Below are 25,012 nucleotides of genomic sequence, written 5' to 3' on the forward strand. Positions count from 1 at the left end.
TATGAGCCGTTTAACAAAAACGCGTAGCCAACTGCGCTTAGCATGGGCATCACTGATGAATGCACCGGGGTTTGTCACCGCCGTTGTAGCCACTTTGGCACTTACTCTCGCTACTCTTTTTGTGGTGCTGAGTTTAGTGAATAGCTACTTCTTAAAGCCTCTTGATATATTTGATGAGAGCCGCATGGTGGTGGTTGAGCAGCAAACTACATATCAAGAAAACACCTCTTCAGGTTTTCAAAGTTATCAATCAATTGTGCACTGGCTTAAAAACAATCAAAGTTTTGAGCAGACATTTATGATCAATGCCGCAGAGCAAGTATTTTCCAATTTAGATGGCCAACCAAAAGAAGACGTACTTTATGTTGGTGCTGAGTATTTTGAACTCCTAAACACACCATTTTTACTTGGCCAAGGCTTCAACAAAGGCGATACATTAGAAGAAGTTGATAATAGCGTTATTATTTCAGAAAACTTTTGGCAAGAGCACTTTGATAGTGATCCAAATGTAATCGGTAAAACCTTAAAAACAATTGGCGGCATCGGTAATTCAGGATATACCATAACAGGTGTTGTAGCAGGTCACTTTAGTCCGCCTTATATGATTAAAGCAGGCTCAGTTGAAGCATGGTTTCCTACCAGTTCAGACCGCCGTTTTTTTCATACCGATGACTGGCAAAGTCCATGGACCAATACCTTTGGTAACTTAAAGTTGATCGCCGTATTAAAACCAGGCATCACTAACGAGCAAGTAAAAACTGACTTAAAAGCCCAAATTGATAGCATAAAACCTGAGTGGCTTGATAATGGCGGTATTACTGATATAAACCCTGTTGTCACACCGTATCGCGAGGTTGAGCTGGGTAATAATGACCAATTAAGTTTAATGATGCTCGCTGGTGCGTTAGGGCTACTCGTTATTGCCGTACTAAATGTCAGTACCTTGTTCTTCTCTCGGGCTTTAGCGCAACATAAAACATTAGCATTACAAGCTGTACTGGGCGCAAAGCGTAAAACGTTATTTAACAGTATATTGCTGCAATCTCTTATTTTGATGAGTATTTCGGTCAGTATTGCGCTGTTTTTGTCAGTCTGGGGAATAAGACTATTTAAAGTGCTTGCTGAAGGCCGCTTACCATTAGTGAATAGCATCGCCGTCGATACCAACTTAGTACTTATCGCCATAGTGATGTGTATTGCTTTAGCTTACATTTTTTCAATCATCACAGCGTATTTAATTAATTATAAAACCCTCAACCAGCAAATGCAGAACAGCGGTAAAGGCGGTATTTCGCAGGTATCTGGGCGTACTGTTCGTCTATTAATTGGCGTGCAAATGTTTGTAGCCGCTTTACTGGTTAGCTTCTCGGTCATGGTGGTAAGTAAATCCTTAGAGACCATCAACCGCCCTTTAGGCAGCAATACTGAAAATCTATTTTTTGCGCAGTTGTTTCAACCAAACAATAATTCATCATTGGATGAGCGTTACGTTAACGCGAAGAAATACCAAAAAATATTACAAGATAATGAAGATATTAAAGGAGTTGCACTGGGTCACAGCCCTATCACTGCTCGTCAAACGGCTAACTCATTAACCGATGTTGAAGGTAACAGTACTATATTCTTCCCAAGCCAAGGGGTTGGCGTTGAATATTTTGATTTAGTCGGTACCAAAATACTCGCCGGAAGAACCTTTAGTGAACAAGCTGTTCGCGGAGAAACGAATGAAATGCTGGTATCTTTAAGTGTCGCAAAATGGTTGTTACCCAATCAGGATCACACAAATATCATTGGCCAAAATTACCGTGGTTTACAAGATAACATGTATGAAATCATTGGTATTACCGAGGACTTTAATCATCCTAAATACTATGATGAATCGTTTGGCCGGCATATATGGTGGCCAGCACAACCGTGGAGCTATATGTTTATTATAGAGGCAGAGCCAGGAGTCAAACTGACTGGCAAGCAAGTATTAAATATATTAAGTGACGCGAGTACTAACCTAACACTTTGGCAGTTTAAAGACTCGCAGCAGGAATACGATAACTTACTGTATATGAGCCGACTTACAGTCGTATTGTGTTGTACGCTGGCTCTCTTTACTCTATTACTCGCTGCAATAGGTATATTTGGGGTACTGAGTTACAACTTAGGTCTACGTCGTTATGAATTTGGTATTCGTATGGCGCTAGGGGCTAAAAAAGCACGCTTATTTAAACTTATGAGCAAAGAAGCCGTACTCCCTGTGCTAATCGGTTTTATTTTAGCGCTAAGTGTAATGATAGTTGGCTACCATAGCCTGCAAGAACAGCTTGTCTCATGGTTAATTTTAGACGTGCGTTTACAATTAATGGCGTGGTTTATCACGTTGATTATTGCAATGTTCGCCTGCTTTAGGCCACTATTACTCTTAATTAAAGCCAAACCCATGGCCGCACTTCGTAACGAATAATAATGATAAGGGTGGCCCAAACAGGGCCACCACGACAGGACTATACATATAAAATGGACCCAATTTTAGTAATTGATGACCAAGCCGATGTTCGCATGGCCGCCATCGTCGCTTTAAACCAACTTGGCTTGCAATGTATTGAAGCACAAGGCCCTGAGCAAGCTCTTGATATTATAAACAGCAATGCAATTAGCCTTATTTTGCTCGATATGAACTTTCGCCTCGATACCACTTCCGGTGAAGAAGGGTTGCGATTTTTAAAGCAACTGCAATCAATTGGCTCAACTATTCCTGTTATCGTAATGACGGCATGGGCGAGTGTAGATGTCGCGGTAAAAGCGATGCAATTAGGCGCTGCTGATTTTGTTGAGAAACCTTGGAATAACCTGCGCCTAACAAGCGTTGTACAACAGCAACTAACGCTGAAAAAAAGCAATCACGATAATGCTTGTTTAAAAGCACTGAACTTACCAAAAAATACTGATTACATCGCCAATTCAGCGGTGATGCAGCAATTACTAACACGTGCTAACCGCGCCGCAAAAACCGATGCCAGTATTTTAATCACCGGAGAAAATGGCACCGGCAAAAGCCTGCTTGCAAACTATATTCACCAACACTCTAACCGCTGCGAGCAACGCTATGTGAGCGTAAATATTGGCGCGATTGCGCCCTCTTTATTTGAAAGCGAATTATTTGGTCACAAAAAAGGCGCCTTTACCGACGCCAAAGAAGACCGTTTAGGTCGCTTTGAAATAGCCAATGGCGGCACCTTATTTTTAGATGAAATAGCCACACTCCCCCTTGAGCTACAAAGTAAAATGCTGCGCGTACTAGAAAGCCAAGAGTTTGAAGTATTAGGCTCAAGCCAAACCCAAACAGCAGACGTACGGATCATTGCAGCCACTAACGCAGAGCTTGCTAAAGCCATTGAGGCGGGTGAGTTTCGTCGCGATTTATTGTTCAGGCTCAACACCATTGAACTGCATATTCCGCCACTACGTGAGCGCCCTGAAGACATTATAGAATTAGCCCATCATTTACTTGCAACGCACAGTAAAAAATACCAACGTGAAGGCATGTCACTGTCAGCCTCTGCGACCAAAGCGCTCACAAACTACACGTGGCCGGGCAATGTGCGAGAACTTAGCCATTGTATTGAACGTGCCGTAATCATGAGCGATAACGACAATATTGACGCCAGTGATTTAATTCTTGAACAACCCAGTAGTGATGCAAGCAACACCGCAACGAGTGAATCATTACCCCTGCTGCCTCTGGAAGAACTTGAAAAACAGATGATTCAAAAAGCATTGGCGCAATTTAATGGTAATGTTGTGGTCGCAGGTGAGTTTTTAGGCTTGAGTAAATCAGCGATTTACAGACGAATCGATAAACACCAGCTTGATTTAAAAGAAGCAGACTTTTGATGGCCCGCACTCACTCGCTCGAACAACGCCTAATGCGTTATGCCGCCTTAGTGATGTTTATTGTATTAATGCTGTGTATTTTGCTTGTAATAACGTGGGGGCTCGATTGGTTTGCAAGCATTAGTATTATACTCCCCATTGTTGCAGTAAGCCTGTTTGCAGTTGTCAAAAGCTACAAGCTAACCCTTGATGTTATCGAACGCTTTGGAACACAGCTCGATGCACTGGCTAACAACGAGAGTAATAGTTGGCATTTAGCGCAGTACCAAATCGGGCGAGTCGCCAACCTTAAAAATGACTTTACCAAGCTCAGTGACAAAATAGCGCAAAGTAAACGCCATTATATGCAAACCGAAGAGTTCGTGTTTGAGTTTGCCAGCATGCTTGATTTACCCATTGTTATTTTAGACCCTCACGGGCAAGTTTACTTTACCAATAAAGCATTTTTAAACACTTTAACAACATCCAATGTTGAGGGGTTAAGTAGCGCCGATTTAGGATTAGTTTATAACGACGGCCGTTGGCAAATAGAGAAAGAGTCTCGTTTTAAACGCCGCTTTATCGTATCAGCACAAACATTTTGGCGCACAGGGCGAAACTACGAACTGCTTACCCTATTTTCAATCGAACAACAGCTGCGCGCAAATGAACAAGACATTTGGCAGCGCTTAATTCGCGTGCTCAACCATGAAGTACGTAACTCCTTAACGCCAATTTACTCCATGAGCCAATCATTACAAACCATGAAACAGCAAGGGCAAATAACCCCGAGCCCAGACCTTGCCCAAGATATGCTGCAAGTGATTGAAAAACGTGCGCAACACTTGCTTGATTTTGTAAGTAGCTACAGTGCATTTTCAAAACTCCCCACGCCAAATAAACAACAAATCAATAACGAGCAAGTGAACTTACGACTACAGGCAATATTCCCTGAGCTCGTAATTCTCTCATCTCAGCCAGTTAATTTTAAAGCCGATTTAGGCCAGCTTGAGCAAGCACTTATCAACCTGATAAAAAATGCCTTTGAAGCAGGCGGTAACACGCCTCCCACACTTAACTGGCAACAGCAAAACGATAACGTTGTGATCGAACTGACTGACAGCGGCACGGGCATTGCCAACCCTGACAACCTCTTTGTGCCATTTTACTCAACCAAAGCACAAGGCGCAGGAATCGGTTTGGTGATCAGTCGCGAATTGATACGCAACCAAGGGGGCGAGTTGAGTGTTAACGCCCGACAAAATAAACCGGGAACCCAAGTATTCGTGTCCTTGCAATTATGTTAGCCGTTTTATCATCCGTTTTAAGGCGGGTGCTTTAAGTGGTTTATAGAGCAGTGGGTAGCCTGCATCTAGCACCCGCTCTCGAATACCCTCATCATGATTCGCTGTGTTGACTATAGCCGGCAGTGTTTCAAGGCCTGCTTGCTCAATAACGTCAAGCCCAGTCACACCGTCATCTAGTTGATAATCAACTATTAGTAGTTGTGGTAAATCGTGAGCCACTTTCAATTGCTCAAGCTCGGTTAAGTTAGTGGCGGAGGCAATTGCACAGCCCCAGTTTTCAAGTAATTGTTTGAGCGCTTCAAGCACATTGCTATCGTTATCTATCAGCCAAATACGTAGACGGCCCAATTCTGTCTCTTGGTTATGCTCATGGGGTTGAGTAGTGCTTTTGTTATAGTTCTCTTTACAAGGCAGGGTTAATGTAAATTGCGTGCCTTTGCCAAGCTCAGATCCCATCACCAACGGAATAGTCAGCAAATCACAAATTCGCTTAGTAATTGCTAAGCCTAGCCCTAAACCTTCTGCATTGTGCTTGGCACCTAACTGTTTAAACTCTTGATAAATTTTTTGTTGGTCGGCTGTGGCAATGCCAATTCCGGTGTCTTCTACAATAAACGAAACATGTCCATCTTGCTGTTGCATCTTCAATCGCACTTCACCTTGCTCTGTATAGCGAATTGCATTACTTAGTAAGTTACGTAACACGCGCCTTAATAATGCTTTGTCTGTTATCAAACGCACATCGCAGGTTTCAATAACAAAGCCGAGCCCTTTCTCTTTGGCAAGAGCTGCATAATCATTACGCAGCGGCTCAATTAGGCTACTTGCCAAAAACTCACTGACTTGCACTTTAAATGCACCAGAATCAAGCTTGGTGAGCTCTAAAATACTCGATAGCAGCTCTTCTGCACTGGATAATGAATTTTTGATATTTAAGGCAAGATCTTTAAGTTCTGTATCTTGCGCTTTTTCATTCATCAATGAGCAAAATAAGCTGGCTGCATTAAAAGGTTGCAGTAAATCGTGACTAGCAGCAGCAAAAAAACGCGTTTTGCTCACCGTGGCTTGCTCTGCAACTTGTTTGGCTTGTGATAGTTCATGATTTGCTTGCGTTAACGCAGTCGTGCGCGCCGCTACTTTTTCCTCTAGGCTCACATTGGCTTGTGTTAGTGCTTTTTGCTGTTTAACAAATTCAGATATATCCGTGTAAGTGGTAACAAAACCACCGCCTGGTAAAGGGTTGCCTTGCATTTCAAATACCCGACCGTCACTGTGTGAACGCTGATATTTATACGCGCTGCCCTGTTTAATGTATGCCAAACGCTTATCAACTTCGGTATCTATATCGTCAGTGCTAAACAATCCTCGCTCTGCATTAAAACGAATCATATCAGCCACAGGACGACCTATAAAAAGCGCATCTTCTGGGTAGGCAAACATCTGCTTATAGCCCTGATTCCAGGCGACTAAACGTAGTTCACTGTCAACCACGCTAATACCTTGTTGAATATTTTCGATAGTGGATTGCAATAAGTCACGATTAAACTTTAGTACTTGTGTGGCTTCGTCAACGAACTCCGCCACTTGCTCTAGTGGTTGGCGTTGTTCGTTTTTCGCCACATCTAAAATAAGCCTTGCCGACGCCCCGCCAATCACCGCTGACATTTCACGTTCAATGAGTAGCTCTAATTCAACATTAGCTGGCTGTTTCCACTTACTTTTATCGATAGGAAAATAGTCATTGACCAATATTTGGCTGGCTTCTTTCTCTGCAAAACGTTGCAGCAGAGCGCTTAAATCATTGTAACTTAGCGGCTGAAGCGCTGCGTTGACACGAGAGTCCGCTGCTTGAGTAATAAATTTATTGCTCTGTAAACGCTCAGCTAATGTGGCTTGGCTAAATAGCGGCACCAGAAAATAGACGAGACAATTAGCGCCTAATGAAAGTAATAATGCCTGGCTTATACTCTCAAGCCCAAGGGAAAATAGATCAGTCGGTGCGAGCCATGCAATCTGCCATGGACCATTAATTAACCAGCCATTATCACTCCCTAAACCACCTGCTAGGCTTGGTAATAGCAGGGTATAACCCCAAATAATAAAACCACTTAAAATTCCTAATTGCGCCCCTTTGCAAGAGGCTTGTCGCCACCATAGACCAATCACCATTGCAGGGGCAAACTGCGCAACAAGGGTAAACGACATCAAACCAACATTCGCAAGCGTATTTGTTTCACCCAGTATTCGATGCGTAAAGTAACTAAGCAGTAATATCAGCACAATAACAATTTTTCGTGCATGCAATAAGTTGTTCTTATTTAAGCCTCTGCTACCTGAATTCAATTGGGATCGGCGCAAAATAAACTGGTTTATAAAGTCATTGGTGATCATCACCGACAACACAATAGCCGACACAATTACCATACTGGTTGCCGCGGAGAAGCCTCCCAAAAATGCTAATAGTGCGATAAACGGGTTGTCTGCCGACATGGGTAATGCCAGAACAAATGTATCGTAACCGACATCACTGCCTTGAAAATAAATAAGCCCCGCATAAGCAATAGGCAGTATAAACAGGTTGATCAAAAGTAAATAAATGGGGAACAACCAACGGGCGGTGGCAAGCTCCTTATTGTTATTATTTTCAATAAAACTCATATGAAATTGCCGTGGTAAACACAGCGTCGCCAATACCCCTAATACGGTATGTGCAACGTAGACATAAGTTGGGCTTTGAGTGGCAGCCACTTGTTTATCTATATTCAGTTCGGTGGCTTTATTAAATAAGTCCATAGGGCTTTCAAATAGTGCAAAACACACATACAAACCCACCACAATAAATGCCAACAACTTAACCACAGATTCAAATGCAATACTGGCAATTAACCCGGGGTTATGTTCACTGGGCTTTAAGCGCCGGGCACCAAATAAAATAGCAAATAGCGCTAATAGTAACGTAATATAAAACGTGCTGTCCGCCCACACTTGAGGATTTTGTGAGGCAGTCTGTGCTGTTAACAGGTTAATACTTTGCGCCGTAGCGCTTAATTGTAAAGAGATATACGGTACAATCGCAATCACTGAAATAAGTGAAATCAAACCCGATAAACTAGAAGATTGGCCATAACGCGTGGCAATAAAATCAGCCATTGATGTTAGCTTTTGCTGACGACAAATGTGGGCAATGCGGCAGTAAATTTGCCAACCAAATATAAATAACAAAATGGTTCCCGCATAAGTAGGCGCCAACCACCAGCCATTATTTGCAGCTTGTGCTGTCGTACCAAAAAATGCCCAAGACGTGCAGTAAACACCTAGCGAAAGCCCGTATGTTAAACCTTTAAACGGTAAAACTTTACGCTTATCAGCCCACCCAGCAACCGCAAATAAAATGGCTAAATACACCACGGCAAGCAAACTTATCGACCAAATAGTAAACATAAAACCGACTATTCTAATTATTATTTAACCAGCATAGGTGTTTTAGACAAAAAAATCAGCACTAACTTTAGTGCTAAACAACTGTTTTATATGTACCTTTAAACAACACCAAAACTAAATGAGAATTATTTTCAAATGGGTGTTGACAGCTGGTTAAATCTAACTGATAATCAATATCAACAAGGCGATAAAGCACGACGACTTGTACTGAATAAACTGACTTTTGTTTCTCGACCCTGAAACAACGTGTAGCCCACGTTAAAGCGATGGTTACCTGTTAATAATGCAACGCCCCTTGATATTAATATCGGGTAACCGCCCTACTATTTTACTTGCTACATTGCTCATATCGGTGACGGTAGATATGATACTAAAAAAGCCCTAACGGGCTTTTTTTATGCCTGAAATCCAGACAAAGTAAATGAGAATTATTTTCAATAAACTGTTGACACACGAATTAATCTAATTGATAATCAATATCAACAAGACGGTAAAGCACGACGGCTTGTAAGGAATAAACTGAATTTGTTTCTCGACCCTGAAACAACGTGTAGCCCACGCTAAAGTGATGATTACCTGTTATTAATAGCAACGCCCCTTGATGTTAATAACAGATAATCGCCCTACTATATTTACTTGCTACATTGCTCATATCGGTGACGGTTGATATGACACTAAAAAAGCCCTTTCGGGCTTTTTTTATGGCTGTTATTTAGTGAGCTAACTTCTGTAAAAACAACTAGCGACGATTTTTACGCGCTCGTGCACGACGTTGCTTTTTCTCTTCTTCTTTTGCTGCTTTTTTTGCTTCAGCGGCAGCGCGTAGCTCTGCAACCATTTTTTCTTCTTCTTCACGCATGGCAGGCGTTTCCATGGTAATACGGCCAATGATACCGTCTCGTAATTCATTAATTAGAATTTCTGACATTTTATACGTATCGATTTGGTTTCCACCGCGAATACAGCCGCGCTTTTTGCCCGCCATTTCAACAAATTCCCAATCACTTTGTGGTAATTCATCAATTTTATAACGCGCTTTTAAAAGCTCAGGGTAGGCATGCAATAAATATTCAGCGGTGTAGCTGGCCACTTCTTCGTAGTCAATTGCGGTATCACGAATAGCGCCTGTTGCACCCAATCGGTAACCTGAGTTTTCATTTTCAACTTTTGGCCATAACATACCCGGTGTGTCATAAAGCATAATGCCATCTTCAAGCTTAATACGTTGCTGCGCTTTAGTGACTGCAGGCTCATTACCTGTTTTTGCAACTATACGACCTGCTAAGGTATTAATAAGTGTAGACTTGCCTACATTGGGAATACCCATGATCATGGCTTTAATCTGCTTATCAGCGCCCACTTTATGCGGCACGAGCTTTTTACATAGCTCATTAATCGTATGCACTTGCCCCGCTTTATCATTACCAAATGCAATGGCTTTTACACCACTTTCTTGCTCAAAGTAATCTTTCCACGCTTGCGTCATTTTAGGGTCGGCTAAATCCGCTTTATTTAAAATTTTAATGACCGGCTTGCCTTCACGCAGGCTCGTCACCATCGGGTTTTCACTACTGTAAGGAATGCGCGCATCAAGCACTTCAATGATCACATCCATCTGTGGCATGATTTCTTTAATTTCATTACGGGCTTTATTCATATGCCCAGGGAACCACTGTATTCCTGCTCTACTCATTTGATTTGTATGACCTTTAATTTCAGGCTCTAGGCCATGGGTACTAATGTGGGTACTAAAAGTAAAACTATGCTTTTGTACTTTTCATAATTAGAGTTAGTTTACTATAAAATGAAGTTAATTGTGAAAGTACTACTTACATACTGTTAATCTAATAACAAATCTCTGACTTTAGAGTATTTTAATTCATAGAAGACACTGCTTGAGTTAGACTATATATAATTTATATAAAATGATTTCTATATCTTATATATCATTTTATTACTGGAACAATATGCTTAACTCTTTAACGAATTTGGTAGCTCAAAATGATAACGAAAGAAGCACAAATTGAACAAGCACTTATCAATAGGCTCGGTGACTTAAAGTACTCCTATCGAAAGGATATTCGAACAGATAAGGCATTAAAGCAAAACTTTCGAGAAAAGTTTGAATCACTGAATTACGTGAATTTGACAGATAACGAGTTTGAGCGCTTATATCAAGACATCGTTACTGCGGATGTATTCGAAGCAGCTAAAACCTTACGTGAGCGAGGATACTTTCAGCGTGAGGATGGTACGCCTCTGCATTATACTTTGGTGAACATCAAAGATTGGTGCAAGAACGAATTCGAAGTCATTAATCAGCTCAAAATGGATACGGCAGAAAGTAATCATCGCTACGATGTTATTTTGTTGATTAATGGCGTACCAACCGTTCAAATTGAATTGAAAACCTACGATATCGTTACACGTCGAGCGATGGAGCAGATCGTTAATTATAAAAACGATCCGGGTAATGGTTACACCAATACACTCATGTGTTTTATTCAGCTTTTTATTGTGAGTAACGAAAACAATACTTATTACTTTGCTAACAATAAAAATGAACACTTTAGCTTTAATGCTGATGAGCGCTTCTTACCTATTTATCAGTTAGCGAATGAAAACAACCGTAAGATCGTACACCTACACGATTTTGCCGATGCGTTCTTGGCTAAATGTACGTTAGGCCAAATGATCAGCCGTTACATGGTACTAGTCCAATCGGAACAAAAGTTATTGGTGATGCGTCCATATCAAATTTATGCGGTGGAAGCGATTGTTGATTGTATTCATGAGGGACGTGGAAATGGTTATATCTGGCACACCACAGGCTCAGGAAAAACTCTGACGTCCTTTAAAGCGTCGACACTACTGAAAGATAACCCTGATGTTGAAAAGTGCTTGTTTGTGGTGGATCGAAAAGATCTAGACCGTCAGACTCGGGAAGAATTTAACAAGTTTCAAGATGGTTGTGTTGAAGAGAACACGAATACAGAAACCCTTGTACGTCGTATGCTATCTGAAGATTATGCCGATAAAGTCATTGTGACGACGATACAAAAATTAGGCTTAGCTTTAGATGAAAACAGCACACGTAATCAAAGTAAGCTAAAAGAAGGTAAGCAAACCTTTAAAGAGCGACTAGAGCCACTACGTGATAAGCGAATCGTTTTTATTTTTGATGAATGTCACCGCTCTCAGTTTGGTGAAAACCATAACGCAATTAAAAGCTTCTTCCCAAAAGCTCAGTTGTTTGGCTTTACAGGAACCCCGATTTTTCCAGATAACTCCACTTATACTCAAATTGATGGCAATGTTGGTTCGTTTAAAACAACAGAAAGTATCTTTGAAAAAGAGCTGCATAAATACACGATCACTCATGCTATTGAAGATAAGAACGTTCTCAGCTTCCATATTGACTTTTTTGGTAAACACTCAGCAAATAAAAAACTGGCTGATGATGTGAGTGAAGACGCTGTACAAGACTCAACAGTACAAAAAGTGACCCCACCACCTAAGGCTGTGGTAAATGAGATCTTAGATAAACATGATTCAGTCACTAACCACCGACGCTTTAATGCTGTTCTTGCAACCTCTTCTATCAATCATGCGATTGAATACGTAGAAGAGTTTAAGCATCAACAGACGGCTAAATTATCTGAAAATGAAGAATATATTCCTTTAAATATTGCTTGTGTCTTTTCCCCACCGGCTCAGTTGAGTGCTAAGGATAAAGACTGTGCGGATTCAAACACGCTTGCACGTAATGTAAAAGATATCCAGCAATTACAAGAGGACTTACCTCAAGAAAAGGCAGATAACAGTGAAGAGCCTGAGCGTAAGAAACAAGCATTAATCGATATTATTGATAACTATAACCGCCAGTACTCAACCAACTACACCGTGAATGAGTTCGATCTTTACTATCAAGATGTGCAGCAGCGTATTAAAGATCATCAGTACGATAATGCGGATTATCCGCATAAAAACAAAATCGATATCGTTATCGTCGTTGATATGCTGTTAACGGGCTTTGATTCAAAGTATCTCAATACTTTATACGTGGATAAAAACTTAAAATATCATGGTTTGATCCAAGCATTTTCACGTACCAATCGTGTGTTAAATGACAGTAAACCTTGGGGGAATATTTTAGATTTCCGAGGCCAGGAAAAAGAAGTCAATGATGCGATTAAGCTTTTCTCTGGTAACAAAGAGGAAGGCTCTGAAGAGGTGTGGCTAGTCGATCCTGCCCCTGTCGTGGTTGAGAAATATAAAGAAGCCGTCGATAACCTTGAAGCATTCATGCAAAAGCAAGGGCTAGAGTGTCACCCTTCAGAAGTTGCCAACCTTCAAGGGGATGCGCAGCGAGCTTCTTTTATTAACCATTTTAAAGAAGTTCAAAAGCTTAAGAATCAATTAGAGCAATATACTGAACTTGATGAAGAGCAAAAAACGCAAGTGGCTCAAACATTACCCATTGATGTGTTACGTGGCTTTAAAGGGGCTTACCTAGAAACCGCTAAAGAGCTGAAGCGTAAGCTAGATACCAATAAAGGTGAACTACCTGAAGAGGTTGAGCAGCTAGAGTTTGAGCTTGTTTTGTTTGCCTCTGCTTTGGTGGATTACGATTACATCATGGGGCTTATCGCTAAGTCGACACAAAGCTCAAGTAAACAAACAATGACGCGACAAGAGCTCATTGATTTTATTTGTGCGCAAGCTAATTTAATGGCAGAACGTGATGAACTGATTGCTTATATACAAAGCTTACCTGCTGGTGAAGCACTAGACGTGTCGCAGATCCATGCGGGCTACCAAGCATTTAAAGCGAAGAAAGCGACCAATGAGCTTAATGATATGGCATTAAAACATGGCTTAACAAGTGAGCGCTTACAAGCTTTTGTTGATGGGATTATGGAACGAATGATTTTTGATGGTGAGTTACTTGGGGATTTATTAGCGCCATTAGATTTAGGCTGGAAAGAACGAACAAAGAAAGAGTTAGCATTAATGGAAGACTTGATCCCCCATTTACACAAATTGGCCCAAGGGCGTGAGATATCGGGATTAGCTGCATATGAGTAAGTTAGAAGATAAAGAGTTAGTGCCTGAGTTGAGGTTTAGTGGGTTTAATGGGGATTGGTTCTCAATACCAATATCAAAAATGGGTAAGGTAGTAACTGGAAATACGCCTAGTACATCAAATAGGGAATATTACGATGGAAAATACTTGTTTGTTACTCCGGCCGATATATCTGACAGTAGGTTTGTTGAAAGAACCAAATCAACACTTACAACTGAAGGTTTTAATAAATCGAGAGTAATAAAAAGTGGCAGTATTCTTTTTGTCTGTATTGGTTCAACAATAGGAAAGGTAGCCCAAGTAAAATGCGATTGTGCAACAAATCAACAAATCAATGCAATTACGGCTTTTAAAGGTTGTAGTAATGATTTTCTGTATTATTTATTAAGCTTTCATGCATTAGATATCGCAGAGTTAGCAGGTAAACAAGCTGTACCTATTATTAATAAAACAGCTTTCTCTGAAATTGTTTTATTGCTTCCACAAGAGCAAGAACAACAAAAAATCGCAGATTGCCTTGCTTCGATAGATGACTTAATCACTGCGAATACCAAAAAATTAGAATCACTAAAATCTCACAAAAAAGGCTTGATGCAAAAGCTATTTCCAGCGGAAGGGAAAAGTGTACCAGAGCTAAGGTTTAGTGGGTTTGATGGGGATTGGAAAGAAAATAAACTTAATCAAATAACTACGTCAATATTTGATGGAACACATCAAACACCTAAATATACAGAAGAAGGAATTCCATTTTTTAGTGTTGAAAATATAGTAAGTGGAAAAGAAAATAAGTTTATTTCAGTTGAAGATTATAAAATAGCCACATCTAGAAACAAACCAATGCTAGATGATGTTTTGATTACACGAATAGGTAAAATTGGTTTTTCCAAAGTAGTTGATTGGGGTTATGATTTTAGTATTTATGTCACATTAGCTGTTATAAAAAAAGACATAAGATTTAACTCGCAGTTTTTACATGGGTATATGCAAGCAGAAAGATATCAAAAGGAGCTACAAAGAAAGTCTCTATTAAATGCTGTTCCTTGTAAAATAAATATGGATGAACTTCGTAAAACGGAAGTGATGCTGCCATCATCAATGAATGAACAACAAAAAATCGCTGATTGTCTTTCCTCTATGGATGATTTGATTAAGGCTCAGTCTGAAAAAATAGAAACACTTAAATCTCACAAAAAAGGTTTAATGCAACGACTGTTTCCTGTTTTAGAGGGGGTTGCATCATGAGCGAATTGATATACGACAATCTAAGCCAAGTTGCCGAACAGTTTTGTGAAGTATTAAAAAATGGTGTTAGGCGTAAGGTAAAGAATCAAATTCTTGTTTTTGCCTATAATGGCACGGGCAAGACGCGCTTATCTATGGAGTTCAAAGAGTTAGGTAAAGTAAGCACAATACGTCCAGCAAATGTTATGGATGGTGTAACCACACCGTTAGAAGTTGAAGATACAACGAGAGATACTCTTTATTTTAATGCTTTCACTGAAGATTTGTTTTCTTGGGATAATGACCAACAACGAGTATTAAAGATCAATCCAGATTCTCACTTCTTTGATGGTTTACAAGAGTTAGAAATGGAAAATCGCATTCGTCCATTACTGCAACGATATGCTGATTTTGACTTTCAAATTGATTATTCAAATTGGACGGTTAATTTCAAACGAGAAATACAAAATGAAAGTGGATCACATGAGACTATTGATCATATCAAAGTCTCTCGTGGTGAAGAAAATATTTTTGTGTGGTGTTTCTTTTTAGCGATAGCGCAGTTAGCGATAGATGGGCAAGAAGCCTATAGTTGGGTCAAATATTTGTATATCGATGATCCTATATCATCACTTGATGACCATAATGCCATTGCTGTTGCGAGTCACTTAGCTCAGCTATTAAAAGATAATACGACAATAAAAACCGTCATTTCATCTCACCATGCTTTATTTTTTAATGTAATGTGGAATGAGCTCAATGAAAATAATAAGTTACAACCATACTTTTTAAAGCATGATAAAGAAAATCAACAGTATAAATTACGCTATACAAATAGTACGCCATTTTTTCACCATGTAGCTCTATTAGAGCAACTACATGATGCGGCGATAAACGACAATTTATATACTTATCATTTCACTATACTGCGTAGTATTCTAGAGAAAACCGCGACTTTTCATGGATTTAAAAACTTTTCAGCTTGTATAAAACAAGGTGATGACGATCCAGATGGTATTTTGCATGCTCGTCTTATCAATATTTTAAGTCATGGTAATTACTCTTTATTTGAGCCTATGGAAATGACTGAAGAGAACAAAGGGCATTTCCGCCGTATATTGAATGAATTTATGGACAACTACCGATTTAACCCTGAGCTGTTTCCTGAGCCAGTAATTCAAGCATTAGCAACCGAACAATAAATAGAGATGACCTAAAATGACACAAGAACAGTTAAACCAATTAGGCAAAACCCTCTGGGATATCGCTGACAGCCTGCGTGGTGCAATGAATGCTGATGATTTCCGTGATTACATGCTTTCTTTTCTATTTTTACGCTACTTATCAGATAATTTTGAAGAAGCGGCCAAGAAAGAGTTAGGTCGTGACTATCCTGAAGCAAAAGAAATCAAAGTGACAGAAACGCTATCGGATGGAAAGGAAGTTGAACGAAAAGTAAAACTCGCGCCTCTGGCGATTTGGTATCAAGATAATGCTGACGATGTTGCTTTCTTTGAAAAACAAATGCGTCGTAAATTGCATTACATCATTAAGCCTGAACACCTTTGGTCAAGTATCGCTGAAATGGCCAGGGTTCAAAATGGTGAGTTGCTTCAAACCTTAGAGGACGGGTTTAAGTATATTGAAAATGAAAGTTTTAACAGCAGCTTTCAAGGCTTATTCTCTGAAATTAATTTAAACTCTGAAAAACTCGGTAAAAAGCCATCAGATCGTAATGCTAAGTTGTGTACGATCATTCAAAAAGTATCAGAAGGTATTGCTGGCTTTTCAACTGACACCGATACTTTAGGTAATGCTTACGAGTATCTTATTGGTGAATTTGCGGCTAATGGTGGTAAAAAAGCTGGGGAGTTTTACACACCTCAACTAGTTTCAACCATTCTGTCTGAGATTGTCACCTTGGATAGTCAAGAGCCTAAAATGGGTAAAAAGAAAAAGCTTAATAAAGTTTTGGATTTTGCATGCGGTTCGGGTTCTTTACTTTTGAATGTGCGTAAACACATTGTTGAGGCTGGTGGCAGCGTTGGTAAAATTTACGGGCAAGAAAAAAACATCACCACCTATAACCTTGCACGAATGAACATGTTATTGCACGGGGTAAAGGATACAGAATTTGACATTTTCCATGGTGATACACTCGTTAATGATTGGGATTTACTCAATGAGAAAAACCCTGCGAAGAAACTGAAATGTGACGCTATCGTTGCCAACCCTCCATTTAGTTATCGTTGGGAGCCGACGGATGCGCTTAAAGAAGACTTTCGCTTTAAGAATCACGGTATCGCCCCAAAATCTGCGGCTGATTTTGCCTTTCTCTTACATGGCTTTCATTATCTAAGTGATGAAGGCACCATGGCAATTATTTTACCGCATGGTGTTTTGTTTAGAGGTAGCGCTGAGCAACGCATACGCAGTAAGTTATTAAAAGATGGACACATTGATACTGTCATTGGCTTGCCTGCAAATCTATTTTTCTCTACAGGCATAACAGTTTGTATTCTTATACTGAAGAAATGTAAGAAGTACGATGACGTATTATTTATCAATGCAAGTGATGAAGAAAACTTCAAAAAAGGAAAGCGCCAAAACGAACTACGTCCTAAAGATATTCAAAAGATTGTTGACACCTATAAGTTTAGAGATGAAGAAGAACGCTATTCTCGTAGAGTATCAATGGATGAAATTGAGAAAAATGATTTTAACTTAAATATTTCTCGATATGTCAGTACTGCAAAAGCCGAGGCTAAAGTTGATCTGGCTGTTGAGCATCAAAATTTATTTGATATTGAAAAAGATATAAAAGAAGCTTTAGATAAGCACAATAGTTTCCTTGAAGAGCTTGGGCTACCACCATTACCTAAATAAAGATTAATATAGGTTGATATTGCCGACCTATATTTCTACTAAATTAGTTAAAGATAATTAAATTTATTTGTATTGGGCGAAAGCATTAATGTTCGTCCAATATTTACTCTCACTAGAATTGTTGTTCATCACGAGCAAGCACAAAAACCATTGAGGTTAATAATTACCATTTGATGTTAAACGCTATCACAGAGTTTTAACTGGCTCAGAATATACCCAAACCACCTTAAGATCTGAGTCTCAGTTGGAATTAAAAGTGATTCAGGCAAGGCATTGATTGCAAGAAATAGTGGTTCTATTGTTAAAATCAATAACGCAGTATCAAACGCTTTTAAACCAATCCTTGGAACGTGTAACACGCACTTACCCCCAGCAGTATGGCTTAAAGACAGCAACTACCTCTTTTGCGAAGTTATGCTTTGATATTAAACCCTGTGAAACGCTGGGCTCTGTATCTTGAGGTGGTTTGGGTATTAATGCGCTATACTGGCGAAAATTTTTTCAAATAAACTGTTATGGCTCTTAAATCTACCATTATTAAGGCGCAATTATCGCTAAGCGATATGGATCGCCACCTTTACCAAGATTTCAACTTAACTCTGGCGCAGCACCCATCTGAAAATGACCAACGCTTGATGGTTCGTTTACTTGCTTACGCCCTTAATGCATGTGATGGCCTTGAGTTTACCAAGGGGTTGTCGGCTGACGATGAGCCAGAAGTGTGGCACAAAAACTACAGCGATGAGATTGAGCTGTGGATTGAGCTTGGCCTTCCAGATGACAAACGCCTGAAAAAAGCCTGTAATAAAGCGAAAAAGGTTGTGCTGTATACTTACGGTGAAAATAACCAAGCTATTTGGTGGCAAAAGCATCAACCTAAGTTGTATGATTTTAAAAACTTGAGCATTTATAGTTTAGACTTTGAAGCAACACAAGCTCTTGCAGCATTAGTGGATCGCAATATATCGCTAACAATCACGATTCAAGATGGTGATGTGTGGGTGAGCTCTGATTCAGTTAACATTGAAGTAAAACCAGTACAATTAATGTAGTGATAGATTACATAAATTAAGAGGGCGTATGGCAATTCAACAAGTAGTAGTGTTACATGGCTTATATATGTCTGGCTTTGTTATGCGCCCACTGTGTTCTCGCCTTGAGAAAGAAGGGTTGAGTATACTGAACTTATCCTATAATACGCTTACTCCAGATCGTGAAACTATTTTTAATCAAATAGATGCTTTTATTAGTGATAAAGAAACTGCACTGGTGTGCCACTCTATGGGGGGGTTAGTCGCAAGGGCTTACCTTGAAGCGCACTCTTCACAAAGTGAAAATGTTACGAAAGTGATTACATTAGGCACGCCACATAAAGGCAGCCATATTGCGCATCAAATGCAGCAAAAGGGATTTGAAGTATTTTTGAAAAACAGCGTAGAGTTTCTGCTGTCTAAAAACGGGGATTGGCCTTTTAAAGCTAAACTTTACAGTATAGCGGGTGATTTACCCTTGGGCTTAATGCCATTAATAGCAAAAGGCAGTCAGTCTGATGGTACCGTCTTGTTAGATGAAACCAAATTAAATGGCATGGCAGAGCATAAAGTGTTTCACTTAAGTCATACCGCTATGATCTACTCACGCCAGGTAATGAACTACATTGTTGGGTTGCTTGTTTAATCTTCTGCACTAGCAGCCACTTTGTAAGCAATAAATGCAATGATTGCCAAAATTAAGGGCGTCGGTGCTGCAATGTAACCAAAAGTATCAAAGTTTGCGAAGCTTGCACCCGCTAAGTGCCCTACCAACCCTACAACAAATGCAATCAACGCAATACCTATCACCACTAATTCCATTTTGCTTTCTTTTTGTGTTTTAGCCTGCATGAGTCATCTCCTAATTGTTTAACTAGGTTGATTATGCGCCCACTAAAAACTCAGTTTTTGACCTAAATCAAATTCAGGTTCCACATGCTCATTGGCCCTTAGTAAGTTTGTTTTAGATCATATTATTTTAATCTAATTTTATGTTTTAGCTATTTTGGGGTCGTTTTTATCTAAATCGCTACCATGTCTAGTTAGAACGCTTAAAGTTTTCTTATGATAGGTTTAAACTATCAACATGATTGGTTTTAGCCATTTTACAGATTGCTAAAAATGACTAATACTCTGTCTTAACAACAGCGAATACGTTAATTATCCATTTAAGGAGAGATCATGTCACAGGTAAATGCAATTGGTCTTAACAGTGCAGAAAGTGAAGATATCGTAAAATCACTCAACGTACTGCTGAGCAGCTACCAAATTCAATATATGAACGCTCGTGGGTTTCACTGGAACATTAAAGGCCGTAACTTCTTTGAGTTACACCTTAAATTTGAAGAGATCTACAACTTACTACTTTTAAAAGTGGATGAAATTGCAGAGCGTATTTTAACGCTTGACGGTGCACCACTGCATGCGTTCTCTGATTATTTAAAGATCAGCGAGATTAAGGAAGCTAAAGGTATCAGTGACGGTGTAACAGCAGTAGAGAATTTGCTGGGCGGTTACAGCACCCTGATAAAAATGCAACGCGATATTTTAGCGAAAGCAGGTGATGCACAAGATGAAGGTACGGCCTCATTGATGGGCGACTATATCACTGAACAAGAAAAGCTTGTTTGGATGTTAAAAGCGTATTTAGATTAGGATAGTTAGGCTTAAGAAAGCCCTCCTTAGAGGGCTTTAGTAGGGATAAATCGTTAAATAATCGATTCGTTTTACATACTACCGCTTGCCTAACAAACAACAACGCCACTGTTACCAGCGGCGTTGTTTTAGGTTTAAGCGGCTCATCTAGATTTACGGTTACTTATTTGCCACTTTATTTACTATCCAAATAAAAATGCCAGCAAACTGATTAACTGGCATTTTTTATACGCTATTAACGCTCTTTTGATTTTTTCAATTAAAAGTCTTGCTTGTAATTAAGGAACCATGTTCCACCAGGAATATCATGCACAGAGTAAAATGAGTTCGCAAATGGATTTAATGCAATAGGCGGCTCTTTTTGAAATACATTGCGCATTCCTAAACGAACACTGGCTTGCCAAGGTAACGTATAACTTGCAGATAAATCATGATAGATCACACTCCCTATGCGATTTAAGCCATTTGGGTTGTCTTCACTGGTGTGATCTCGTTGATTACACAGCTCTCGTGTTGCTAAGCCATCGTCAACAAAGCTATCTGGAATAGAGCAAGACTCTGTAATATCACTCGTATAACGCATACCCCAGGTTACCGATAGATCATCGTAAGTCCATGTTGTATTGAACGTGCCACGCCAGCGTAAAATATCACTGTCAATTGCCGCGACCTGGTTGTCGGCATCATTAATACTTTCCTCACTACCTGCTGAGCGATATTTGTCGGTGTATGAGCCATTCAAACGAAATGCAAAACTACCCATTTCATGCGTATCGAAACGGTAGTTTGCGTTAAAATCATACCCTTCAACTTGTAGTTGCGCTAAGTTAAATTGCGAGGTTCTAACTGTGGCGATGCGACCGTCTTCACGGCGCTCAATAAATCCACAAAACTCATCTTCACCTTGAACGTAACAACGATTAAGCATGCCCGCAGCAGAGATCGAAGACAGCGCTTCTTGTAGCTCAATTCTGTAGTAATCAACCGTCATATCAAACCCGTCTAACCAACTTGGGTTATACACAAAACCAAATGTTTTAGTGTTGCCTTCTTCTGGCTCAAGAGTTGGGTTACCGCCATTTAACGAGCGTAATTGCCCTGTCGGTTGTATCGACCCACCATTGGGTACGTTATCAGCTAAACAACGTGACTGTGTATCTGCTGACTGTAAACTAAATTGTGTTGTATTACATGGATCTTGAGTCGATGGAAATCCTTCACCGCCGCCGGCAAATAAATTATTAACTGAAGGCGCTCTGAAGGTATCTGAATAATTACCGCGAAGCATTAAATCGTCATAGATTCGCCATGTAAAGCCGAGTTTAAAGCTTTCGTTATCAAATTTTGAAGTAACAGGATCAACCCCGACAAAACCACTGTTTTCAAAATCAGAAACACGCCCAGCTAAACTAATATCGAGCTGTTGAATACCTGGTAAGTCAGAAAGTACTGGCACTGCAAATTCAAAATAAGCTTCTTCCGCTGTTTGTTTTCCGTTAGTAGGCTCTCTAAAGTTACTTGAGCTTAAACCTGCCGCGATTAAGGCGTCAGGGCTGTCAGAAAAGGTGTTGGTGCGTTTTTCAATACCGGCCGCAAACCCGACCCACCCTGCGGGTAATTCAAATATTTCACCACTGATATTAGCGGCAAAGTTAGTTGCGCCCGTGTTCACTTGATCATTTAATTCATAGCCAATGTAGTTCGCCATTTCATCAGTAAAACCCGTTTCGCCATTAAACAAGTTAAGTGGTACACAGCCAGCAATGGTATTTTCAGCGGTGCCACACTGCGCCACGCCGTCAGCCATAAACGAGGGACCCACTGCATTTCTTAAGTTTTGAAGATTGACATAGTTTTCACCTTTAACGCTGCGGCTAGAGTCACCTCTCGACATGGAGATATCCCACAACAATATTCTATCTACAATTTCAAAATCGCCTTCTAATCCACCTGTTATGAAGTATGTATCATAATCTTGAATGCTGGTGCGAGGACCTATGGGCAATGTTCTAAAGCCAAATGAAGTAAGGTCTTCACCAAATGGGTTATAAATATTGTCTTTGCTGTAAGGGATTTCCCACTGTGGACCAGAAAAACCAGCGGTTAATGGTACTGCTGCAATTTGTGTGACTGATTTTCGTTGATTATAAGTGAAGTCAATAAAGGCACTGAGTGAATCATCGAATTCATGATTTACTTTTGCAAAAACATTAAACCTATCCGAAGGCGTTTTTAAGTAATTAGTTGGAGCAAAGTTATAGCGATGTTTTGTACCAAAGGGTTCAAAGTCATCGGCTGTGCGATCACCGCTGCCTTCTTTCGTAGGCTCCAATGAAACAAGCCCATCTGATGTGCCAAAAATGCCGTAAAGACCAAATGCACTACCAAACCGTTGCGGAACATAAGCAACCGGGTATTTTGATATTTCCCTGTCTCCGGCGCCGATTTCTTTTTCTTCGGATTTAGAAATATTTAAAAAAAGTGAGGTATCCCCTTTAATTGTGCCAATAGAAAGCCCTGCTTGTTTATATTCACCGTCACCTTCAAAGTTAGCACCAATACTTGCGTCTAAGCTTACCCCTTCAAAGCCATCTTTAGTAATAATATTTACCACCCCGGCAATCGCATCGGTACCGTAAACGGCAGACGCGCCATCCGCTAAAATATCAACGCGTTCAACAATAGCGATTGGGATTTGAGAAATATCAACCTGACCACCTCCTAATGCTAAAAACCGGCGACCATCAACCAAAACTAGCGTTCGGTTATCGCCTAAGTTTCGCAGTGATATTGTTTGCGATCCATCGTTACCGTTGGTGTTATTTGTCAATTGCGTTAACCCGGACAAATCAGCCTGAGCAACAGTTTGTAATAATTCACCAATGTTTTGCACACCTGACGACTCAATCGCTAAACGTCCAATTGAGGTTACTGGTGATGCTCCTTCTATATCAGCCCGTTTAATACGCGAGCCAGTGACTTCAATTCGCTCTACTTTTTCAGCGTTTGTGGCATCAGCTGCGCTCGCTTGCAATGAAAAACCACTCAATAATGCTCCCCCCATGGCTAATGCTATTGAGGATCGTTTAAACCTTACCACTTGATTGCCTGTTGTTATTTTCATATGTATTCCCCTGAAGAATGACTGTAAGTAACGAAAATGTTACTAAGTGGCCACGTTAGGGAAATATATTCGCAGACTCTATCGCTGTTCTTTTACTTGCATTCATGGCGGTATAACAGGCGGGTTCTGTGTGACTAGATAAATATACGAGTGAAAAATTAACAATTTAAACTCATTGTGAAATAAATTGGGACAGACAGGGTCTTCTAATATATACACATGATGAGGTTTCCAAATGTTTACTGCTTTTTTTAATGCCTTAACACTCGTTAACGATGAACAATTCAATACATTGCTCAGTATACAGCTTGCTAGTAATCGACACTTTGATTCCCATACGTCTGCAACCTTAGATCAATTAACCAAGCTTGATACAAGCCAATTTAATGTCATATTGTTGCAACTGAGCGAAGCTCCACAACCAAATCTACTGTTCCAACTTATTGATCTGAGTAAAAATGCTAAACTGGTAATTATTGCTGACGATCCAAACCTTGCGACGTTAGCTTTTGAAGTGGGGGCTATTGATTTTATAACAACACGAAGCCCAATTTCACGGTTGAATAAGTGCTTCGATAAGCTTATCCATTTATGCCCTTTAGCCAGTGCAATGGAGCAAGCGCACCCAATGACAAAATCATTAACTCACTCACATCTAATTGTGAAAGATATTGGTAAAGTAAGGCTAATAGAAATAGATGATATTATTTGGATTAATGGCGCAGGCAATTATGTCGAGCTGCATTTTTGGCAACAAGGAGCAAGCGTATTACACCGTGTAACAATGAAAAACATTGAACAGCAGCTTGCACCCGCGGGGTTCATCAGAGTTCACCGCTCAACACTGGTAAAACAAACGGTTATATCAGAGCTGGCTGTGACAGACAGTGGTGACTATAAACTAAAACTAAAAAATGGCGTGCAATTAAACTTATCTAGGCGCTACAAAAACAGTTTATCGGCTATATTGTAATCGGTTTAATCACAGCCAGTTTTTTACATATACCCTATCTGGATAGTCTGCCAGGTAGTTATGCGCAGTAGAATAAAAATTAATATTCATTCCACTACCACTCCACACGCTTTCTAAAATACTTCTAGCAATCGCACTGGTGCTAATATAATCCACCTGCTTATAACCGCGCTCTTTAACACCACGGAAGTACTCTCTGGCTATTGTTAAACTATCTGCTGTTGCCAGCTCAAATTCAGCTAAATGAATAACGGCTTGTTCAATTGTACCGACTGGCAATGCAGAAATCGCAGTCTGCACGTCTTTAACAAACCCTAAAACACCTTCGCGATTAAAGCACCCTGAAATCTTAATGTAGATAACAGGGGCCTCAATAGCGTACTGCCAACTGCCATGTGGTTTAAACATGTGAGAACCTCAGTA

At 40.0% G+C, this 25,012-nt stretch carries 16 protein-coding genes; 11 read left to right on the forward strand and 5 right to left on the reverse strand.

Going from position 1 to position 25,012, the window contains the following annotated elements; translation table 11 throughout:
- Position 1 precedes the first annotated feature (1 nt).
- From C7Y70_RS09190 to C7Y70_RS09200, 3 genes are read left to right on the forward strand one after another with little or no spacing between them, the layout of a single operon-like run.
- Positions 2-2,455 (forward strand): ABC transporter permease, encoded by a 2,454-nt coding sequence (locus C7Y70_RS09190; protein WP_135474567.1) that lies wholly within the window; start codon positions 2-4, stop codon positions 2,453-2,455.
- Between the two features lie 53 nt (positions 2,456-2,508).
- Positions 2,509-3,885, forward strand: a complete 1,377-nt coding sequence (locus tag C7Y70_RS09195; protein ID WP_135474568.1) for a sigma-54 dependent transcriptional regulator — start codon at positions 2,509-2,511, stop codon at positions 3,883-3,885.
- A complete protein-coding gene (locus C7Y70_RS09200; protein WP_245321457.1) occupies positions 3,885-5,171 on the forward strand; it encodes a HAMP domain-containing sensor histidine kinase in 1,287 nt (428 codons plus the stop codon). Before C7Y70_RS09195 ends, C7Y70_RS09200 begins: the two co-directional genes overlap by 1 nt.
- On the opposite strand, the gene C7Y70_RS09205 is transcribed toward C7Y70_RS09200, so the two are convergent.
- Positions 5,163-8,612 carry a PAS-domain containing protein gene (locus C7Y70_RS09205; RefSeq protein WP_135474570.1) on the reverse strand — a complete coding sequence of 1,150 codons (3,450 nt, stop codon included), beginning with the start codon at positions 8,610-8,612 and terminating at the stop codon, positions 5,163-5,165. The two genes, C7Y70_RS09200 and C7Y70_RS09205, sit on opposite strands and share 9 nt — an antisense overlap.
- 739 nt (positions 8,613-9,351) lie before the next feature.
- Positions 9,352-10,305: a ribosome biogenesis GTPase YlqF gene (ylqF, locus tag C7Y70_RS09210; protein ID WP_135474572.1), complete on the reverse strand. Its 954-nt coding sequence runs from the start codon at positions 10,303-10,305 to the stop codon at positions 9,352-9,354.
- 308 nt (positions 10,306-10,613) lie between these two features.
- Here ylqF and C7Y70_RS09215 point away from each other — a divergent pair, with 308 nt between their 5' ends.
- The 6 genes from C7Y70_RS09215 (at position 10,614) to C7Y70_RS09245 (ending at position 19,482) form a co-directional block, all read left to right on the forward strand.
- Positions 10,614-13,700 carry a type I restriction endonuclease subunit R gene (locus C7Y70_RS09215; protein WP_135474574.1) on the forward strand — a complete coding sequence of 1,029 codons (3,087 nt, stop codon included), beginning with the start codon at positions 10,614-10,616 and terminating at the stop codon, positions 13,698-13,700.
- Entirely contained in the window at positions 13,693-14,940 is a 1,248-nt protein-coding gene (locus C7Y70_RS09220) for a restriction endonuclease subunit S (protein WP_135474576.1), read from the forward strand. The genes C7Y70_RS09215 and C7Y70_RS09220 overlap by 8 nt, the downstream gene beginning before the upstream one ends.
- On the forward strand, positions 14,937-16,121 hold the full coding sequence (locus tag C7Y70_RS09225; RefSeq protein WP_135474578.1) for an AAA family ATPase: 1,185 nt from the start codon (positions 14,937-14,939) through the stop codon (positions 16,119-16,121). Before C7Y70_RS09220 ends, C7Y70_RS09225 begins: the two co-directional genes overlap by 4 nt.
- A gap of 16 nt (positions 16,122-16,137) precedes the next feature.
- Positions 16,138-17,805, forward strand: a complete 1,668-nt coding sequence (locus C7Y70_RS09230) for a type I restriction-modification system subunit M (RefSeq protein ID WP_135474580.1) — start codon at positions 16,138-16,140, stop codon at positions 17,803-17,805.
- Between the two features lie 515 nt (positions 17,806-18,320).
- Entirely contained in the window at positions 18,321-18,857 is a 537-nt protein-coding gene (locus tag C7Y70_RS09240; protein ID WP_135474584.1) for a YaeQ family protein, read from the forward strand.
- Between the two features lie 28 nt (positions 18,858-18,885).
- Entirely contained in the window at positions 18,886-19,482 is a 597-nt protein-coding gene (locus C7Y70_RS09245) for an alpha/beta hydrolase (RefSeq protein WP_135474586.1), read from the forward strand.
- Here C7Y70_RS09245 and C7Y70_RS09250 read toward each other — a convergent pair.
- Entirely contained in the window at positions 19,479-19,688 is a 210-nt protein-coding gene (locus C7Y70_RS09250) for a hypothetical protein (RefSeq protein ID WP_058561053.1), read from the reverse strand. The genes C7Y70_RS09245 and C7Y70_RS09250 overlap by 4 nt on opposite strands.
- A gap of 330 nt (positions 19,689-20,018) precedes the next feature.
- On the opposite strand from C7Y70_RS09250, the gene C7Y70_RS09255 reads away from it, so the two are divergent.
- Positions 20,019-20,492 carry a Dps family protein gene (locus C7Y70_RS09255; RefSeq protein ID WP_099295137.1) on the forward strand — a complete coding sequence of 158 codons (474 nt, stop codon included), beginning with the start codon at positions 20,019-20,021 and terminating at the stop codon, positions 20,490-20,492.
- A 259-nt stretch (positions 20,493-20,751) separates the two neighbouring features.
- Here the strand turns inward: C7Y70_RS09255 and C7Y70_RS09260 are convergent, their stop codons facing one another.
- Positions 20,752-23,616 (reverse strand): TonB-dependent receptor, encoded by a 2,865-nt coding sequence (locus tag C7Y70_RS09260; protein WP_135474588.1) that lies wholly within the window; start codon positions 23,614-23,616, stop codon positions 20,752-20,754.
- A 235-nt stretch (positions 23,617-23,851) separates the two neighbouring features.
- Between C7Y70_RS09260 and C7Y70_RS09265 the strand changes: the two genes are divergently transcribed.
- Positions 23,852-24,589 (forward strand): LytTR family DNA-binding domain-containing protein, encoded by a 738-nt coding sequence (locus C7Y70_RS09265; RefSeq protein WP_135474590.1) that lies wholly within the window; start codon positions 23,852-23,854, stop codon positions 24,587-24,589.
- A gap of 9 nt (positions 24,590-24,598) precedes the next feature.
- Here C7Y70_RS09265 and C7Y70_RS09270 read toward each other — a convergent pair whose 3' ends face one another.
- A complete protein-coding gene (locus tag C7Y70_RS09270; RefSeq protein WP_135474592.1) occupies positions 24,599-24,997 on the reverse strand; it encodes a hypothetical protein in 399 nt (132 codons plus the stop codon).
- Positions 24,998-25,012 lie beyond the last annotated feature (15 nt).

It is taken from the genome of Pseudoalteromonas sp. KS88, from assembly GCF_004766475.1.
Taxonomy (GTDB): domain Bacteria; phylum Pseudomonadota; class Gammaproteobacteria; order Enterobacterales; family Alteromonadaceae; genus Pseudoalteromonas.

What these genes read in the sequence shown, in the direction of transcription:
- C7Y70_RS09190 (WP_135474567.1), top strand. Translation starts at nt 2, where the DNA reads ATGAGCCGTTTAACAAAAACGCGTAGCCAACTGCGCTTAGCATGGGCA.
- C7Y70_RS09195 (WP_135474568.1), top strand. Translation starts at nt 2,509, where the DNA reads ATGGACCCAATTTTAGTAATTGATGACCAAGCCGATGTTCGCATGGCC.
- C7Y70_RS09200 (WP_245321457.1), top strand. Translation starts at nt 3,885, where the DNA reads ATGGCCCGCACTCACTCGCTCGAACAACGCCTAATGCGTTATGCCGCC.
- C7Y70_RS09205 (WP_135474570.1), bottom strand. Translation starts at nt 8,612, where the DNA reads ATGTTTACTATTTGGTCGATAAGTTTGCTTGCCGTGGTGTATTTAGCC.
- ylqF (WP_135474572.1), bottom strand. Translation starts at nt 10,305, where the DNA reads ATGAGTAGAGCAGGAATACAGTGGTTCCCTGGGCATATGAATAAAGCC.
- C7Y70_RS09215 (WP_135474574.1), top strand. Translation starts at nt 10,614, where the DNA reads ATGATAACGAAAGAAGCACAAATTGAACAAGCACTTATCAATAGGCTC.
- C7Y70_RS09220 (WP_135474576.1), top strand. Translation starts at nt 13,693, where the DNA reads ATGAGTAAGTTAGAAGATAAAGAGTTAGTGCCTGAGTTGAGGTTTAGT.
- C7Y70_RS09225 (WP_135474578.1), top strand. Translation starts at nt 14,937, where the DNA reads ATGAGCGAATTGATATACGACAATCTAAGCCAAGTTGCCGAACAGTTT.
- C7Y70_RS09230 (WP_135474580.1), top strand. Translation starts at nt 16,138, where the DNA reads ATGACACAAGAACAGTTAAACCAATTAGGCAAAACCCTCTGGGATATC.
- C7Y70_RS09240 (WP_135474584.1), top strand. Translation starts at nt 18,321, where the DNA reads ATGGCTCTTAAATCTACCATTATTAAGGCGCAATTATCGCTAAGCGAT.
- C7Y70_RS09245 (WP_135474586.1), top strand. Translation starts at nt 18,886, where the DNA reads ATGGCAATTCAACAAGTAGTAGTGTTACATGGCTTATATATGTCTGGC.
- C7Y70_RS09250 (WP_058561053.1), bottom strand. Translation starts at nt 19,688, where the DNA reads ATGCAGGCTAAAACACAAAAAGAAAGCAAAATGGAATTAGTGGTGATA.
- C7Y70_RS09255 (WP_099295137.1), top strand. Translation starts at nt 20,019, where the DNA reads ATGTCACAGGTAAATGCAATTGGTCTTAACAGTGCAGAAAGTGAAGAT.
- C7Y70_RS09260 (WP_135474588.1), bottom strand. Translation starts at nt 23,616, where the DNA reads ATGAAAATAACAACAGGCAATCAAGTGGTAAGGTTTAAACGATCCTCA.
- C7Y70_RS09265 (WP_135474590.1), top strand. Translation starts at nt 23,852, where the DNA reads ATGTTTACTGCTTTTTTTAATGCCTTAACACTCGTTAACGATGAACAA.
- C7Y70_RS09270 (WP_135474592.1), bottom strand. Translation starts at nt 24,997, where the DNA reads ATGTTTAAACCACATGGCAGTTGGCAGTACGCTATTGAGGCCCCTGTT.